The sequence below is a fragment of the Rubneribacter sp. genome (assembly GCF_965361815.1).
In genome coordinates this window covers 1-16,738 of sequence record NZ_CBDTNW010000164.1, presented here as the reverse complement: position 1 = coordinate 16,738, position 16,738 = coordinate 1, and the positions used below count along the sequence as shown (strand labels likewise).

Annotated in this window: 10 protein-coding genes and 1 pseudogene; 8 read left to right on the top strand and 3 right to left on the bottom strand. The window is 67.4% G+C overall.

Annotated features, from left to right (window positions below; all coding sequences use genetic code 11):
* Positions 1 to 1,074, bottom strand: a pseudogene (locus ACWKY3_RS12050) (elongator complex protein 3); the annotation flags it as partial.
* A 101-nt stretch (positions 1,075 to 1,175) separates the two neighbouring features.
* On the opposite strand from ACWKY3_RS12050, the gene ACWKY3_RS12045 reads away from it, so the two are divergent.
* The 4 genes from ACWKY3_RS12045 (at position 1,176) to ACWKY3_RS12030 (ending at position 4,888) form a co-directional block, all read left to right on the top strand.
* Positions 1,176 to 2,024 (top strand): class I SAM-dependent methyltransferase, encoded by an 849-nt coding sequence (locus tag ACWKY3_RS12045; RefSeq protein WP_449316648.1) that lies wholly within the window; start codon positions 1,176 to 1,178, stop codon positions 2,022 to 2,024.
* A gap of 72 nt (positions 2,025 to 2,096) precedes the next feature.
* Complete coding sequence (locus ACWKY3_RS12040; RefSeq protein WP_449316647.1) at positions 2,097 to 3,155, top strand: nucleoid-associated protein; 1,059 nt, start codon at positions 2,097 to 2,099, stop codon at positions 3,153 to 3,155.
* A gap of 231 nt (positions 3,156 to 3,386) precedes the next feature.
* The gene (locus ACWKY3_RS12035) at positions 3,387 to 3,602 is read left to right on the top strand and encodes a helix-turn-helix domain-containing protein (protein WP_449316646.1); all 216 of its coding nucleotides are present in this window, start codon (positions 3,387 to 3,389) and stop codon (positions 3,600 to 3,602) included.
* Positions 3,602 to 4,888: a HipA domain-containing protein gene (locus tag ACWKY3_RS12030; protein WP_449316645.1), complete on the top strand. Its 1,287-nt coding sequence runs from the start codon at positions 3,602 to 3,604 to the stop codon at positions 4,886 to 4,888. The genes ACWKY3_RS12035 and ACWKY3_RS12030 overlap by 1 nt, the downstream gene beginning before the upstream one ends.
* Positions 4,889 to 4,916: 28 nt before the next feature.
* Here ACWKY3_RS12030 and ACWKY3_RS12025 read toward each other — a convergent pair whose 3' ends face one another.
* Positions 4,917 to 5,363, bottom strand: a complete 447-nt coding sequence (locus tag ACWKY3_RS12025) for a zinc ribbon domain-containing protein (RefSeq protein ID WP_449316644.1) — start codon at positions 5,361 to 5,363, stop codon at positions 4,917 to 4,919.
* Positions 5,364 to 5,515: 152 nt separating this feature from the next.
* A complete protein-coding gene (locus ACWKY3_RS12020) occupies positions 5,516 to 7,816 on the bottom strand; it encodes an FAD-dependent oxidoreductase (protein WP_449316643.1) in 2,301 nt (766 codons plus the stop codon).
* A 215-nt stretch (positions 7,817 to 8,031) separates the two neighbouring features.
* On the opposite strand from ACWKY3_RS12020, the gene ACWKY3_RS12015 reads away from it, so the two are divergent.
* The 4 genes from ACWKY3_RS12015 to ACWKY3_RS12000 all read left to right on the top strand — a co-directional run bounded on the left by ACWKY3_RS12015 (position 8,032) and on the right by ACWKY3_RS12000 (position 16,459).
* A complete protein-coding gene (locus ACWKY3_RS12015; RefSeq protein WP_449316642.1) occupies positions 8,032 to 9,513 on the top strand; it encodes a helix-turn-helix transcriptional regulator in 1,482 nt (493 codons plus the stop codon).
* 88 nt (positions 9,514 to 9,601) lie between these two features.
* Positions 9,602 to 12,220, top strand: coding sequence for a DEAD/DEAH box helicase (locus tag ACWKY3_RS12010; RefSeq protein WP_449316641.1), 2,619 nt, complete (start codon positions 9,602 to 9,604; stop codon positions 12,218 to 12,220).
* 305 nt (positions 12,221 to 12,525) lie between these two features.
* Positions 12,526 to 13,356 carry a transporter substrate-binding domain-containing protein gene (locus ACWKY3_RS12005; RefSeq protein ID WP_449316640.1) on the top strand — a complete coding sequence of 277 codons (831 nt, stop codon included), beginning with the start codon at positions 12,526 to 12,528 and terminating at the stop codon, positions 13,354 to 13,356.
* A gap of 16 nt (positions 13,357 to 13,372) precedes the next feature.
* On the top strand, positions 13,373 to 16,459 hold the full coding sequence (locus tag ACWKY3_RS12000; protein WP_449316639.1) for a mechanosensitive ion channel domain-containing protein: 3,087 nt from the start codon (positions 13,373 to 13,375) through the stop codon (positions 16,457 to 16,459).
* Positions 16,460 to 16,738 lie beyond the last annotated feature (279 nt).

Here is a 16,738-nt window from a genome sequence, read left to right as displayed (position 1 = left end):
GTCGCATTCGGGGTTCGCGTCGTAGAGGTTGGCCATGAAGTGCACGCGGATCTTGAATCCGAACAAGCGCAGCAGCGAGAACGCCTCGGCCATGCACTCGGGGCCGATGCCGCGCCGGTTCAAGCGCAGGATGCGCGCGTCCAGGCTCTGCACGCCCATCTGGATTTTCGTGCAGCCCAGCCTGCGCGCGAACGAGAGGCTTTCGCACGAGACCGCGTCCGGGCGCGTTTCTATAACCAAGCCCACCGCCCGGCAGGCCGCCTCCTCGTTGGCGGCGTGCTGCTCGTCAAGCTCCGGCAGGGCCGCCCGCTGGAAGGGCGAAGCGCGCTCCCACGGGGTGCCCGCTCCGTAGAGCGCGCGCACGGCCTGGTTGTATGAAAGCTCGCCTGCGTTTACGGCGCGTTGGGTGGCGCACGTGGCGGCAACCAGCAGGTCGCGGTCGTTTTCGATGCCGGCTTCATGGTAGAGCGCCTGCCGCTTTCGCACGCTGCGCTCGGTCAGGTCCGGGTCGGCGGCCTCGTTGAGCGCGCGGAACAGCTCTTTTGCGAACCACACCTGGTAGTCGCGCGGGTAGTCGCTCCAGGTGCCGCCCAGCACGATAAGCTCCACCTTGTCGGTGACGTGCCCCATCTGCGCCAAGGTGCGCACCCGCGCCGCTACCTGCAAATAGGGGTCGAAAAAGGCTCGTTCGGCACGTTGGCAGGCGGGCTCGTCGGCCAGGTAGCTTTTGGGCATGCGCACATCGTTGGGGCAGTACAAACATTCGCTCGCGCACGCCCAGGGCTTGGTGAGCACGGTGACGGTGGCCACGCCCGAGGCGGTGCGCCCCGGCTTCATCCGCAGGGTGCGCACCAGGTCGCGCTCGAGCGCCTCGTCGACGCCCCAGGATTCCCAGCGCGCGGGGTCGCGGCGCTTCGTTTCCTGGTAGAAGGGGAGGAGGTGCTTTTTGGCGCATGGGCGCTCCCCCGGGGCGAGCGCGCGGTTGCGCGTGCGCACGAGCACATCGAGGGACTTCGCGTCAAGCGGGCCTGAGCGCCTGACGGCTTCGAGTATGTCGAGCAGTGCATCTTCCATGGCGGTGGCGGCTTTCGCAAAAGGGACGTGCGGGCGGTTCGTCGGCATGCTAGTGTACCACGCGCTGCGCGCAAGGCCGCCGGTGCGCTAGAATATCCCCCATGCCCATCACAGCCGACACCGCTCATGCGCTCTGCGACATCACCAGCGCGTTTTACCGCGCGCACGCCGCGTCGTTCTCGTCCACGCGCCAAGCGCCGTGGGCCGGGTGGGCGCGCGTGCTGGAGTGCGCGCTTCCGGACGGGGGCGCCCGCCCGCGCACGCTGCGCGTCTTCGATCTGGCGTGCGGGAACCTCCGCTTCGGGCGCTTTGCGGCCGAGAGGTTTCCCGAGGCGGCCGTCGACCTGTTCGCGGTGGACAACTGCGACGAGCTGGCCTGCGGGGAGGGCGCGGCGCGGCTGGATCCGCAGCGCGCAGACGCCCGGCTGCGACCGTCTGACGCGGAGGCGGCGCGGGCGCGGGGCGGCTCGCTGCGCGTGTCGTACCAAAGCCTCGACGTTGCGGCCGCGCTTTTCGAGGAAGGGCGGCTTTCCCGCATGCTCGACGCGCCCGCGTGCGATCTGTGCGTGTCGTTTGGGTTCATGCACCATCTCCCGCTTCCCGCGCAGCGCGCCGAGGCGCTTTCGGCCTTGGTGGACCGCGCGCGGCCGGGCGGGACGGTGGCGGTGTCGTTCTGGCGCTTCTTAAGCGACCCGGGCCTTGTGGCCAAGGCGCGGGAGTCCACCGCGCGCGCCTGCGCGGAGCTGGGCTTGCCTAAGCTGGACGCGGGCGACTGCGTGCTGGGCTGGCAGGGCGAGCCGGGCGCGTGGCGCTACTGCCACAGCTTCTCGGAGGAGGAGGTGGACGCCTTGGCGGCGGGCGTTGCGCAGCGCGCCGAGGCGGTCGCGCGCTTCTCGGCCGACGGGCGGAACGGGGCCCTCAACGAGTATCTGGTGCTGCGCGCGCGATGAGGCCGCGCGGAGGGGAACGTTCTGCTATTCTGTACGCTTGTCGCCTGACCATCGGATACGCCGGGAGCGCCCATGAACATCAACCACGCCATACTGCACGTGTTCGACCCCGTGTCGTGCGTCAACGTCTACTCCCAAACCGAGCTTGATCTTTCGGACAAGGTCTCCAAGCGCTACGTGGAGGGCCATGTGCGCAAGATGCTGGGCAGCATCGACGCCTGCCGCGGGTCGTTTGCCGAGGACAGCGCGTTCGCCGAGGAGCTGTGCGCCTACTTTCGCGGCCATCGTGGGTTTTTAGAGCTGTCGGCGCAGGTGGCGGAGTTTCTCATGGGGGAGCTTGACCATGCGGACAAGGCGGAGCCGGCCGACATCTTGGTGGTTGACTTCGAGGACGACCCCGACGCGTCCGTGCGCGAGATGGACGAGGCGGACGAGCTGGCCGCGTTCGAGGGGCGCGGGCGGCGCTGCTTCGCGCTCATGTTGCTCGACATCCGGCAGGCCTACCTGCACGAGGTGGGCACGGCCGAGGACGGCTCGACGCGCGTCGCGGTGGCCCGCCACCGCGCCATCTTGCCGAACCCCTCCCAGAAGGTGTCCTCGTTCGCGGTGGTGGACGCGCGCACGCTTTCCGTGACGTTCTGCGATAAGCCGCGCACCATAGCGGGCGAGGAGCGCCTGCTCATACCGGACGGCCTTCTGCAGTGCACCAAAGAGGCGTCGGGCCGGGAGGTGCTCGGCGCGGTCGCGCGCATCGCGGAGGAGGTGGCCGAGGAGTACGGCGCCAATGCGGCGGTGGCGGTGTCGCGCGCCAAGGCGAGCGCGAGCCAGGCCGTGGAGGAGTCGGAGGAGCTGGCTCCGTGGGATTTGGCGGAGGACGTGTTCGAGGACGAACCGCTGCGCAAGCGCTTCGAGGAGGCGCTTGCCGAGGAGGGCGTGGCCGAGCGCGTGGTGGTGGAGCGGGCCGTGGCCAAGCGCGTGGCCCGGATGCACCGGATACGCACCGACACCGGCATCGACGTCTCGTTTCCGGCCGAGTACGGCGAGAACCCCGACTTCATCGAGTTCACGAGCGAGCCCGACGGCCGCATCAGCATAGCCCTCAAGAACATCGGCCGCATCGAGAACCGCTGAGGGCCGCGGTTTGTGACCAACCTACGGACGCGGCCGGCGGCGCCCGAAGAGGGGCGGATCGGGCGCGCTTGCGAACTCTGGGCGCGCTGGCATGCGCGCTCTTCGCTCGCCGCAATGCTTATGCGTTCGCGCAAGCAGCGCGTCGCTGTCACTTGATTTATGAGAACGCATAAGATACCCTTCAAAAAATCGAGTTTTATGCGAACGCATAGATCGAAAGCGAGGTGGACGATGGAACGCATCGGAAACGCTAGCGCGCTCGGCGCGCTCATCCGTGAGGAGCGCAAGCGGCAGGGATACACGCAGGTTGAGCTTGCCGGGTTGTGCGGCGTGGGCGTCACCTACCTCTCCCATTTGGAAGGGGGCAAGGAAACCGCCGAGATTGGCAAGGCCCTCCACGTGGTCGCCATGCTGGGCGTCGATCTTTTCGCCAAGAGGAGGGGCTGATGGAAGGGCTGTCCGTCGAGCGCTTGGAGCGCTTCGAGCCGCGCATCGTGGGGCATCTGGCGTCCGACGGATCGTCGTTCGTCTACGATGCGGCTTATCTGGAATCCTCGCGCGCCACTCCTCTTTCGCAATCCCTTCCCTTGCAGACCGAGGCGTTTTCCGCAAGGGAGTTCCGACCTTATTTCGAAGGGTTGCTGGCGGAGGGGCCGGCCCGTCGCGCGCTCGCTTCCGAGTTGCAGCTGCCCGAGGACGACTACCTGGCGCTTTTGGAGGCGTGCGGACGGGATTGCATCGGCGACGTCGTGATCTCGCGGGCAGGGTCGGACGGCGCCAGAGAACCCGCTTTCTACGAGCCGATCGACAGCGATCGGTTCCGCGCCCTGTTCTGCGGCCTTCCCTGCATGGCGGAGGAGAACGCGGCATCGCGTCTTTCGCTTGCGGGCACGCAAGGCAAGATCGGGCTGGCGCACGATCCGCGCCAGTCGATGGACGAGGGCTGGCTGCGCCCGCACGGCCTTGCGGCCACGACGCATATCCTCAAAACGAGCCATTTGCGGGATATTCCCGAGATAGAGTTCCTTTGCATGAAAGCCGCTGCCCTCTGCGGGTTGGAGGCGGCACGCGTCGGCTTGATCGATGCGGGAGCCTCCGTCCTCGCGGTCGAGCGATTCGACCGAGAGAGCGTTGCGGAGGAGGGGGAGCTGCGCGTGAGGCGACTGCATCAGGAGGATCTCGCGCAGGCGCTCGGCGTGACCCCGGCTTCGAAGTACGCGGAGCTGGAGGGAGGGACGGTGCGCGTCGTCGCGCGTCTCTTCAAAGAGCGCAGCGTCCGACCTGCGAGGGACATCGCCTCGTTCGCCCGCATGCTGTGCTTCGCTTACCTTGTCGGGGATTGCGATGCCCATCTGAAGAACTACGCGGTGCTGTACCCCGACGCGGGCCGCGGCGGGGCGGGGCTTTCCCTCGCGCCCGCGTACGACTTCGTGTGCACGACGCGCTATCCGCGGTTCAGCCGCGACATGGCCATGGCGCTCGGCGGCGTGCGCGCCATCGACGAGGTGCGGCCCGACACATTTGATGCGCTGGCCGGCGAACTCGGCATTACGAAGGCGGCGTTGCGGACGCTCGTCCGGCCCCTTGTCGAGCGCGCGTCCGAGGCGATGCGGACCGCTGCCGACGGCGGCTGCGGACCCACTCTCGCGTCGACCCCTTATATCGCGGACGACCTTGTGGAGGACATGGCTCCGCGCCGCGCGGTTCTCAAGGCGTTCTGCGACAAGGGCTGACGGCTGCCGGCGCTTTTTGCGGGGGCGCTCAGCGCCAGCGCTTGAGCGTGGGCAGCAGGGCGCCCATGAACGACACGGCCTCGTCGAGCGTGATGCGGCACGACTCGGCCATGCCGGGCGCGCAGCGCTCGACAAGATCCTCGAGCGTCTCGTCCTCGAGGAAGGCGCCGTCGCGGTAGCACCACGAGCAGAATTCCTCCGAGGGCGACCCGTCCGCTTCGGTGCCGCGGTCCTTCTCCTGGAAAAACGGCATGCCGCAGCTTTGGCAGAAGTCGCCGTCGGGCATTTCCAGCAGCAGCGTGACGGGCACGTCGCACGTGGCGGCGATGAGCTTGCACATGTCGATGCCCGGCGACGTTTCGCCCCTTTCCCAGCGCGAGACGGCTTGGCGGGTGACGAAGAGCTTGCGCGCGAGGTCGTCTTGGGTGAGGCCCTGCTCCTTGCGGATGCGGACGAGCGCGTCTGAGATGGCCATGGGGCTCCTTTCGTCGGCGGGTAGCCCTGCCATTGAACCACGCGCGCTCACCCGCCGTAAAGAAACAAAGCGTTGCGGCGCGGTTGGCGCGATGCCGCCTTCGCCGAGCGCGGCGCGCTGCTGAGAACGCGGCATCGTATCCGCCCGCCCGCTCACCGACCGAGGTGCTCCTTGACGTACTCGATGGACATCATGCCGCTTGTGAGCGCGTAGCCGCATGTCGCGCCCACGTAGTCCGTGTAGGGGTACGAGAAGTACCCGCCGCTGTCCTGCCCTGCGACGAACAGCCCTCGCGGCGCGGGAACGTTGCCTTCGCCGATCGCCTGCAGATGGTCGTTCACCTTGATGCCGTTGTAGGTGCCGTCGATGGGCGACACGACGCGCACCGCGTAGAACGGGCCCTCGTCAAGGGGATGCAGAAGCTCTCGGCGCTTCCCGAACAGCGGATCCTCTCCGGAGGCGATCACCGCCCGGTAGTCCTCGACCGTGCGCGCCCATGTGGCGGCGTCGAATCCTGCAAGCTCGCCAAGCTCCTCGAGGGTGTCGGCCTTCCACGCCTGGCCGTGCGCGATGGCGGCGTCCATCTCGTCTTGCAGCGTGTGGTAGGAGGGCACGAGGATGCGCTCGCGCATCTTGTACTCGGCGATGAGGTCCTCCCCGAGTACTTCGTGCACGCCGCTTCGCACGAGCTTGTCGAAGTCGGCTTGGGTGAGCACGATGTAGCTCGAGCCGACGCGGCGCATGCCCGACGCTCCGCGTGCGAGCGCGTGCGTGATGCAGTACGCCTCGTTCATGTAGCGGTTGCCCGAGGGGTCGAGCATGAGGAACCCGCCCTGGTTGAGGAACTTCATGTAGCCGGCGTAGAAGTCGAGCACGTCGTTGCTGCAGAACTCCGCGAGGTGCGGGGACACGTCCGTCGAGAGCACGGCGCCGGCCTCCCTGCAGAGGTTGATGCCGTCCCCGGTGTTCGTGGCCACGCCGTTGAGGTAGAAGTCCGAGGTGCCGAAGATCTCCTCCTGCATGCCCGGGTTGCCGCCGAAGCCGCCGGTGCAGACGAGCACGGCGCGCGCGTTCACCGTGACCGCGGTCCCGTCCTGCTTGGAGGCGGCGACGCCTGCGACTTCGCCCTCCTTGACGATGAGCGACTCGGCCTTGGTGTCGAGCAAAAGCGTCGCCCCTCCGGGGATGATGAACGTGTCCCAGAGCACCTGGAACTTCTCGGTCCCCTTCCCGTAGTCGTGCGCGATGCTCGTGCCGCTTGTCGCCTTCGGAGCCGAGAAGCCCTTCTGCCCCGTCTGCTCCCAATAGCTCTGCAGCCAGTCGATCATCTCCCCCGAATGCGAGAGCACGTTGTAGGTGAGGCTCGCGTCGGTCCTCCAATAGTAATAATCCATCATGGCCGAAAACACCTCGTCCACGGTCACATGGTTGCCCACCTGCTCGTCGAGCTTGCTGCCCACGGCGAGCGCGCCGGTCGCGCACGAGCCCTCGCCCGATATGCGGGCGGTCTTCTCGAGCACCACGACCGAAAGCCCCTCTTCGACGGCCTTGAGCGCGGCGGTCGTGCCGGCCGTGCCAGCGCCGACGATGCACAGGTCGGCGTCGTAAGACTCGCTCGCCTCCTTCTTCGGCGTCGCCTTGGCGAAGGGAGCGAAGCTCGCCCCGGCCTGCGAGAGAGCCTTCGCGCAGGCCGCCTGCACGGCCGCCGCGGTGAGCGTGGCCCCCGTCACCGTGTCCACGAACAGCGATTGCTGCTCGACGATGGCGCGCGGCATGCGTTCCACGGCAGGCTCGAAGAACCCGGGCGTGTCCGAGCAGGACAGCACGCGCACATCAAGGATGCTCGTTTCGTCGACGTCGACCTCCACCTGCACCGGCTCGATGACGGCGGGGCATCCGAAGCGCTCGCCTTCGATGGACCCCGCCTTCCATTTCCCGTACGCCTCGCCTGCGTAGGTGCCCGGCTTCATATGCTGCTCGACGGCCGAGGCGTCGAATCCCGGAAGGTCCTTGGGCGAGGCGCCCGCCTGCCCGACGGCGTCCGCGACCGCGCTCAGCACCGCCTGCGACGAGAGGGTGGCGCCGGACACCGCGTCCACGTCTATGGATTGGGATTCCACGATGGCGGCCGGCAGCACGTTCAGGGGCAGGTGGCTGATGTCTTCCGTCTCCCCGTGCTCGACGACCTTCACCTCCTCGATGCGGCTTTCCGAGAACGACACCTCCACGACGACGGGGCCGTGCTTGCCCTCGCCTTCGGCGGTGTACGTGCCCGGGTTGAAGCTTGCCGGGCCGGACGCGGCGCCGCCCGAGGGCGCGCCCGCGCAGCCCGAGAGCGCGAGCGCCCCTTGGGCGCCGAGCAGCCCGAGGCCGGCCAGACCGGCCACTCCCTGCACGAAGCCCCTCCTGCTCAGCTGCGGCCCCTCTTCGGCGCGTTTCGTGGGATCGTCCATGTCTCCTCCTTCTGTCGTCGGGACGGCTTCCCGGCCATTCTGCCGAAAACGGGGCCGCATGGTCTTCCCCTGCCGATGACGAGGGGCCCCGCTTTTCTCACCCCTTAGTGATGAATTTCGGCCAAGAGGGCTTCTCGGCTGGAAAAATCGCGTTTCGGCCCCCTTGGGGTGGCCGGGCTCTTCTGGTAAGGTGCGGAAAGGGAGAAAGAGGGGCGATGAGAGGCTTGTCCGGCAGGGCCATAGCGCGCATGCTCGTAGGCGAAGGCGTTCCGCATGGCGGGCGGACGACGTTCGCCACGGTCGCGGGCCTGGCGTTCTACTGGCAGTTCTACCGTTGGGCGAACATCAGGAACATAGTGGCGGGCGGAGGGGCAGGGGACGGCGACCTTCTTCCCCTGGCGTTCTACGGAGCGGTGCTCGCCATCGCCCTTGCCCTGCTCTCGGCGAAGAGCCTGCCGGCGCGCCTGGTCTCGTCGCGTCTCGCGCTCGTCGCGGGATCGGTTGCCTCCGTGGCTTTGGCGGGGGCGTGGGCCGGCTCGCTTGCGCTGAACGAGGGCTTCGCCGCCCTTGCGACGGCCTCTTTCGCGCTGGCCGCCTGTTCCTTCTCGGTGCTGACGCTGGCCTGGGCCCGGCGCTGCCGCATGGAGGCCCGCGCCGACGCGAAGCGCGCGGTGCTCCTCGTGTGCCTCTCGTCCCTTGCCTCTTTCGCGCTGGCCTCCGTCAACTCGCTGGCGGCGAACGACCATGCGCTGCTTGCCGTGGCTGCTCCGGCCGCATCGGCCCTCTGCCTCCTTCCGGGCGACGGGCGCGCCGAGCGGAAGGCGGTTTCGCGCGGGGAGCCGCCCGCGGCCCTTGCGTCCCGCCCCGTCGTCGCCGTGCTGGTGTCGCTTCTCGTCCTCATCGTGTGCATGAAGGGGGTGAGCGATGCGTTCTACGCGACCGAATCGGACGCCATGCTCTACCTCAAGCATTTCATCACGGTGGTGGAGCTGGCGGCGATCGTCTTCGCCTGCCTGTTCGCAACGGATATGGGCCGGTTCGCCTTCGCGGGTTGGGTGGTGCTTGTGGGCGGTGTGCTCTCGGGGCTGTCGCTGCTGTTCTTCCCAGGGGAGCCTTCCGCGGCGTTCCAGTTCGGCCTGGGGACGGTGACCGCCGGCAGGACGTGCTTGGAGCTGTTCGTGTTCATTCTGGCGACCTGCCTGAGCGCCCGCGACGAGCTGCGCTCGACGCTGATGCTTTTGGTGGTTCCCGAGACGGCGGGGTGCCTGATAGGGTACGGGGCGCTTCCCTTCGCACTGCGCTCGGCGGGGGTGGCGGGCGGCGAATGGTTCGGCGCGCTGTCGCTTGGAGCGTGCGCGGTCACGGTGGTGTCCACGCTCCTGTCCATGAGCTTCCTTGCCCTCAAGGGGCTTGAGGGGCCGGCAGCCGCGGTCCTTCCCGCCGAGGCGCCGGAGGACGACTCCCGCCGCTTCGACGAGGTCGCGCGCCGATTCTCGCTCACGAAGCGCGAGGGGGAGACGGCGTATTTGTTCTACCGGGGCTACAGCGCCAAGCGCATCGCCGATCTGCATTACGTGTCGCTGAACACGACGCAGAGCCACTTGCGCAGCGTCTATCGCAAGATGGGGGTGCACAACCGCCAGCAGCTCATCGACCTTGTGGAGGCGGAACTGGAATCCGGTCCGGGCCGGGTGTGACGCCTGCCGCCGCGCCTCGTGCCGGGGGCTTGAGTGTGGTAGGATGCTAGGATTGTTTCCCCAGGCGATCTTAGGTTAGGAGCGCGCAGTGCCGTACAAGGTGGACGAAGAGGTTTCCGAAGGGCCAGTGGCCCGCGCCGAGGACGACGCGTTCTCGCACGGCTCGCTCGGGCGGCTCTCTCCCACCTGGTGGGAACCGGAGGAGGGCCAGCCCGCGCCGGAGCCGTGGCTTGACGCGGAGGAGGCGCTCGACCGCTTCCTCGCGTGGACGTCCGCGCGCGGGATGGAGCTGTGGCCCCACCAGGAGGAGGCCCTCATGGCCCTCATGATGGGCGACCACGTGATCCTGGGCACGCCCACCGGCTCGGGCAAGTCCATCGTGGCGCTGGGCCTGTGCTTCATGGCCATGGCCACAGGAAGGCGCTCGTATTACACCGCGCCCATCAAGGCGCTGGTCAGCGAGAAGTTCTTCGACCTTGTGGAGGTGCTCGGGCGCGAGAACGTGGGCATGGTCACAGGCGACGCGCACATCAACGCGGGCGCGCCGGTGGTGTGCTGCACGGCCGAGATCCTCGCGAACCAGGCGCTGCGCGAGGGCGAGGACGCCGACGTGGGATGCGTGGCCATGGACGAGTTCCACTACTTCGGCGACTACGACCGAGGCTGGGCGTGGCAGGTGCCGCTGCTCGCGCTGCCGAAGGCGCGGTTTCTGCTCATGAGCGCCACGCTTGGCGACATGGGCGCCGTCTCGGAGCTGCTCAGGCGGCGCACGGGCGCGGACGTGGACGTGGTCGCCGACGCGCCGCGGCCGGTGCCCCTGTCCTACGAGTACGCCGAGACGCCGCTTGAGGCCACGGTGGAGCTTGCCCTGCGCAAGGGCGAGGCGCCGCTGTACCTCGTGCACTTCTCGCAGGACGCGGCGCTGGCCTCCGCGCAGGCGCTCTCGAGCTTCGGCGTGGCGTCGAAGGAGCAGCGCGAGCAGGTGAAGGAGGCGGTCAAGGGCACGCGCTTCACCACGGCGTTCGGCAAGACGCTCAAGCGGCTTTTGCAAAGCGGCGTGGGCGTGCACCATGCGGGGATGCTGCCGCGCTACCGTCTTTTGGTGGAGAAGCTGGCCCAGCAGGGGCTTCTGCCCGTCATCTGCGGCACGGACACGCTCGGCGTGGGCATCAACGTGCCCATCCGCACCGTGGTGCTCACGGCGCTCACCAAGTTCGACGGGCGCAAGATGCGCCGGCTGCGCGCCCGCGAGTTCCACCAGATCGTGGGCAGGGCGGGCCGGGCGGGCTTCGACACCGAGGGGCTGGCCATCGCGCTTGCTCCCGAGCATGACATAGAGAACGCCAAGCTTGCGGCCAAAGCGGGGGGCGATCCGAAGAAGCTGCGCAAGATCAAGAAGAAGCAGCCGCCGGAGGGGTTCGTCACCTGGAACGAGAAGGCCTTCCAGCGCCTCATCGAGGCTCCGCCCGAGACGCTCAAGCCGCGCATGCGCGTCACGCACTCCCTGGTGCTCGCCGAGGTGGCGCAAGGCGGCGACGCCTACGCGCGCGTGCTCGAGCTGATCGAGGAGTCGCTGCAGACCGACGAGGAGAAGGCCGCGCTGCGCGTGCGCGCCGACGAGGTGTTCCAAACGCTGCTCGACGCGGGCGTGGTGGAGCGCACGGAGGGCGAGGACGGCGCGGCGTCGTACGCCACCACGGTGGACGTGCCGGAGGATTTCGCGCTCGACCAGCCGCTTTCGCCGTTTTTGCTGGCGGCGCTCGATATGCTCGACCCTGAGGACGAGGGCTACGCCTTGGACGTGATCTCGCTTGCGGAGGCCACGCTGGAGGATCCGCGCCAAGTGCTGCGCGCGCAGGAACGCGCCGCGCGCGAGAGGGCCGTCGCCGAGATGAAGGCCGACGGGGTGGACTACGAGGAGCGGATGGAGCGCTTGGCCGACATCACCTACCCACGGCCTTTGGAGAGCGAGCTGGCTGCCGCGTTCGAGCGCTACTGCGAGAGCGTGCCGTGGGCGCGCGACTTCGAGCTGTCGCCGAAGTCGGTGGTGCGCGACATGGTGGAGACGGCGTCGGACTTCAAGACCTACGTGCAGCGCTACAAGATAGCGCGCTCGGAGGGCACGCTATTGCGCTACCTGGCCGACGCCTACCGCGTGCTGGACCGCACGGTGCCAGCGGCAAGGCGCGACGAGCGGCTGGAGGACATCGTGTCGTGGCTTGGGTTTTTGGTGCGCTCGGTGGACTCGAGCCTGGTGGATGCGTGGGAGAACGCCGGCGCGCCCGCGGATGCCGCCCCGCCCGCGACCGCCGACGCCGTGGTGGCCGACCGCCGCGGCGTGTCGGTGCTGGTGCGCAACGCTCTGTTCGCGCGCGTGCGCCTGGCCTCGCAGGGCCGTGCGGAGGAGCTGGGGCGGCTCGACCAGGACGCAGGCTTCGGCGAGCTCCGTTGGCGCCGCGCGCTCGATGCGTACTACGAGGCGCACGAGGCGGTGCTCATCGACGCCGACGCACGCTCGGCGGCCTATCTGGACATCGACGAGTCCGACGAGCGCGCCGAGCACGTGTGGCGCGTTCGTCAGATCTTCAGCGACCCGGAGGGCGACCACGACTTCGCCATCGTCGCCGACGTTGACCTCGACGCCACCCAGGAGGAGGGCGAGGCCGTGTTCAAAAACCTCCGCGCAGGGTTTTTCGAGGAGCTGTAGGGAAGGGGGCTGAGCGGGCGCCTGCTCGGCCCTCTGCTCGGGGTCCCCTGGCTCCTCCCGTCAAGCTTCCGGATCTGAATACGACTCGCGACGATTTGTCAAGGACGTTCTTGGCTGGCTTCAACAAAAAGTTGAACCCCTTGTGTTTCGTTTCTTTGTCGCCGTCTTTTTGCCATACTGTTTTGTTCGAGTGTCGCCTTGCTCGAACGTTTCTCGGGCAAGGCGGCGCATTGCTGTCAGAGTCGGGCGCGTCCGCCGGCTTCGGTGCCGGCCGGAGGCGCGCCCTGTGCGATCGGAGGATGCGGATGGGCGAACCGGGGAAGGCGCGTCGCTTCGCGGCGCGCTTGGCCGCGCTGCTTGCGGCTGCTTTGCTTGCGACGGCGCTGGCCGGATGCGCGGGCGGCGGGGGAACCGAGGCGGGCGAGGGGACGCTGCGCGTGGGCGTGCGCAGCGACATCGTGGGCTTCGGCTTCTACAACGAGGGCACCGGGAAGTACTACGGGCTTGAGATCGACATTGCCGAGGAGCTGGCCGAGCGAATGGGCTACGCCGACGTGGAGCTGGTCACCGTGACGCCTGACTCCCGCAAGGACGCGCTGCTCAACGGTGAGGTCGACTGCCTGGTGGCGTGCTATTCCGTCTCAAGCTCCCGCGAGGAGAACTTCGACTTCTCGCCCGCTTACTACACCGACGCGTCGGTGATCATGGTGGAGGACAGCTCGCTTATCACGGACGTCTCCCAGCTGGCCGGCAGGACCATCGGCATCATGTCGGGTTCCAACGCCGGCCCCACGCTGGCCATCAAGCTCAACGAGCTGGGCGTCATCGGGGAGAACGTGATAGAGAACACCGACGAGGGCACGCAGTACGAGGGCGTCTACGTGAAGAAGATCCCCTCCTACAAGGAGCTTTCCGACGCGCTGGAGGCGGGTGCGGTCGACGCGGCCTGCATGGACGCCAGCATCACCCAGACCTACCTCGACGAGCTGCGCTCCATCCTGCCCACCGAGATAGCCGAGCAGAGCTACGGCGTGGCCACGCAGAAGGGCTCGGAGCTGAGCGGGCGCGTGGCTGAAACCGTGCAGGGGATGCTCGACGACGGCACGATTGCCGCGCTGATCGACAAGTGGGATTAAGGGGGAGGGTGAGACAATGTCCGGCAAACTGAAGGCGAAGATAGGCGTTTTGGTGGCCGTGGCCCTGGCCAGCCTCGCGTGCATGGGGGCGCTTCTGTACACGATGCAAAGCGACCTGCAGCTGGAGAGCTGCACCTACGACATGCGCCAGGAGCTGGAGGAGCTGAGCGGTCTGCTCGAGGCGGCGAACGCTGAGCAGGAGCAGGTTGTTTCCACCTACGACGCCGTCTACCAGTCCAAGGCCGACAGCGTGGCCTTCATGGCGAACAACAACACGGGCTTCGAGGCCACCGACGCCAAGATGCAGGAGTACAAGAACCTGCTCGGCGTGGACAACGTGATGGTGGTGGGCCGGGACGGCGGCCTTGTCGCCCAGGCCCAGGACACGCAGGCCGACTTCTCCCTGGCGCGCTACAACCAGCTGCGCACGGTGTTCGAGAACGGCGAGCCGTCGGCGGCCATGGAGGTGGAGCTGCCCGACGAGGGACGCTGGTTCCGCTACTACGCGGCGCAGATAGACGACAGCACCATGGCGGTGGTCGAGCAGAACCCCGAGGAGCTTTACTGCCTCATCGACGAGACAAGCTCCAAGGCGAGCGTGCTCGGCAACATCGGCGTGGGCGAGCACGGCTATGTGTTCGCGGTGTCCGCCAAGACCTACGAGATAGAGCACCATCCCAGCGACCTGCTGACCGGCGCCGACGCCATTGACGCCGGCATTGAGGTGAAGAACCTGGAGGATGGCTTCTTCGGCTGGATGGACCTGGACGGCGAGCGTCTGTACTGCGGCGTCTCCAAGATCGGCGACACCTACTACGTGGCGGCCGTCCCCGAAAGCGACATGGTGTCCTCGCGCGTCATGACGGTGGGGGTCATCCTGTTCGTGTTCTTCGCGGTGCTGGCGGTGGTCATCATGTACGGCGTCTTCGTCATGCGCGAGGACGAGCGCAGCGGGCATGTCGAGGAGGACTACGCCAACCTGGGGCCCGTGCGCTTCAACAAAGCCGTGGGCAAGAAGGCCGCCGTGCTGTCGTTCATGGGCTTTCTGGCCGTGGTCCTCATCTCCTTCTACATGCAGACGCTGTTCGCGCTTTCCAGCGAGTCCACAAGCGGCGGGGAGCGAGCGGCCGACATGGAGGCGACCATCGCGCGCTACAACGAGCAGGCCGACGAGCTGACCGCCCAGTACGGCGAGCGCTATCTGAGCAAAGCCCAGGTGGCCGCCTATATCTTGGAGCAGAACCCGGCGCTGGCCACCCGCGAGAAGATGCAGGAGCTGGCCGACGTGCTGCAGATCCAGTACGTGTTCGACTTCAACGCGGCCGGCGAGGTGGTGGCCACGAACTCGCCCTACGCCAACTTCACGCTGAGCGAGGACCCGGCCGACCAGTCCTACGAGTTCCGCAAGCTTCTGCAGGGCGTCGACCACCTGGTGCAGGAGCCCCAGGCCGACGAGGTGTCCGGCGAGCTGCGCCAGTACATAGGCGCAACCATCTACGGCGACGACGGCGCCGTAGAGGGCTTCGTGCAGCTGGGCATCCGCCCCGAGCGCTTGGAGAACATGCTGGCCAACGTGCGGCTCGACAGCATCTTGGACGGCGTGAAGGTGGGTCAGAACGGCTTCGCCTTCGCCGTGAGCAAGGAGGACGGCACGTTTTCCTACTATCCCGACAGCCGCCTTGCAGGCAAGTCCGCTGTGGAGTTCGGCATGGAGGAGGGCCAGCTCAAGGGCGGCTACTCCGATTACCTGACCATCGACGGGGAGCGCTACTTCGCCACCTCGCTTGAGACCGACCAGCACTACGTCTACATCGCCGAACCCGAGGCCGACCTCATGACCGAGCGCGGCCCCATGGCCATGGCGGTGGGGGCGCTGAGCCTTCTGTGCCAGGTGGTCATCTTCCTGCTGGTGTCCTTCGAGGTCCGTCCGTCCCGCAAGCGCCCCGCAGCGGCGGGCGCGACCGGTGGCGAGGGCGACGCCGACGAGCGCATGTTCGAGGTGACCATGCCAAGCGGCCGGCGCGCCAAGACCGAGTCGGCGGCGAGCCGCTGGCTCAACCGCTCGCTCGCATGGGACGAGAAGACCGCCGAGCAGAAGACGCTCACCGTGGTGCGCTGGCTGGTGGCCGTGTTCGCTATCGCGGTGTGCGTGGCGGTGCTGCTGCAGGACCGGCTGTTCGAGAAGAACTCCATCTTCGCCTACATCCTGGGCGGGAGCTGGGAGCGCGGGCTGAACATCTTCGCCATCACGGCCAGCGCCATGACCGCCTGCGTGGCCCTCACGCTGGTGATGGTGGCCCAGCAGCTTCTGAAGCTGCTCTCCAGCGTGTTCGGGGCGCGCGGCGAGACGGTGTGCCGCATGCTCGCGAGCTTCATCAAGTACGCGGCGGTCATCGCCATCCTGTACTACTGCCTGGCGCTGGTGGGCGTTGACACCACCACGCTTTTGGCCTCCGCCGGCATCCTGTCCATCGCCATCAGCTTCGGCGCCAAAGAGCTTGTGTCCGACATCATTAGCGGGCTGTTCATCATCTTCGAGGGCGAGTTCCGCGTGGGCGACATCATCTCGGTGGGTTCCAAGAGCGGCACCGTGGTGGAGATAGGCGTGCGCACGACCAAGATAGAGGACGGGTCGAAAAACGTCATCGTCATCCGCAACTCGGAGGTGAGCGACGTGGTGAACATGACCAAGAAATCCTCGTTCGCCAGCTGCGATGTGGGCATAGAGTACGGCGAGTCGCTGGAGCGCGTGGAGAGCATCCTGGAGAAGGAGTTCCCCAACATTCGCCGTCGCCTGCCCGCCATCGAGGACGGCCCGTTCTACAAGGGCATCGTGGCCCTGGCCGACAACAGCGTGAACATCCGCATCATCGCCCAGTGCGCCGAGGGCGACCGCGGCCAGCTGGAGCGCGATTTGCGCCGCGAGATGAAGCTGATCTTCGACGAGTACGACATCTCCATCCCGTTCCCGCAGGTGGTGGTGAACCAGCCCAAGGAATACCAGGAGGCCACGCTCATGGAGCAGCTGCGTGCGGACCGCTTCAACACGCAGCAGAAGGAGGCGACGAAGAACTTCGGCGAAGACGAGGGCGAGCGCCGTTAGCGCGGGTTCGCCGACCCCTTCCGTCGAGCGCCCGGCCGGCATCCGCCGCGCCGGGCGCCCTCGTCTTCGGCGTCCGGCGCGCCTGCGTGCGCCTTGCGCGCCGTCGGCGGCGCGCTTTCGTTGCTTCCCTGTTAACGAACGGGTCCTTGCGGCTAGGCTGCGGTATCATGGGAGGCGAGCTTTTGCAAAGAGGGAATACGGGCGAACGCGAAAGGAACCCCATGACGAAGATCCAAATGACCACGCCTTTGGTGGAGATGGACGGCGACGAGATGACGC

What these genes read in the sequence shown, in the direction of transcription:
- ACWKY3_RS12020 (WP_449316643.1), bottom strand. Translation starts at nt 7,816, where the DNA reads ATGGACGATCCCACGAAACGCGCCGAAGAGGGGCCGCAGCTGAGCAGG.
- ACWKY3_RS12025 (WP_449316644.1), bottom strand. Translation starts at nt 5,363, where the DNA reads ATGGCCATCTCAGACGCGCTCGTCCGCATCCGCAAGGAGCAGGGCCTC.
- ACWKY3_RS12015 (WP_449316642.1), top strand. Translation starts at nt 8,032, where the DNA reads ATGAGAGGCTTGTCCGGCAGGGCCATAGCGCGCATGCTCGTAGGCGAA.
- ACWKY3_RS12035 (WP_449316646.1), top strand. Translation starts at nt 3,387, where the DNA reads ATGGAACGCATCGGAAACGCTAGCGCGCTCGGCGCGCTCATCCGTGAG.
- ACWKY3_RS12045 (WP_449316648.1), top strand. Translation starts at nt 1,176, where the DNA reads ATGCCCATCACAGCCGACACCGCTCATGCGCTCTGCGACATCACCAGC.
- ACWKY3_RS12040 (WP_449316647.1), top strand. Translation starts at nt 2,097, where the DNA reads ATGAACATCAACCACGCCATACTGCACGTGTTCGACCCCGTGTCGTGC.
- ACWKY3_RS12005 (WP_449316640.1), top strand. Translation starts at nt 12,526, where the DNA reads ATGGGCGAACCGGGGAAGGCGCGTCGCTTCGCGGCGCGCTTGGCCGCG.
- ACWKY3_RS12030 (WP_449316645.1), top strand. Translation starts at nt 3,602, where the DNA reads ATGGAAGGGCTGTCCGTCGAGCGCTTGGAGCGCTTCGAGCCGCGCATC.
- ACWKY3_RS12000 (WP_449316639.1), top strand. Translation starts at nt 13,373, where the DNA reads ATGTCCGGCAAACTGAAGGCGAAGATAGGCGTTTTGGTGGCCGTGGCC.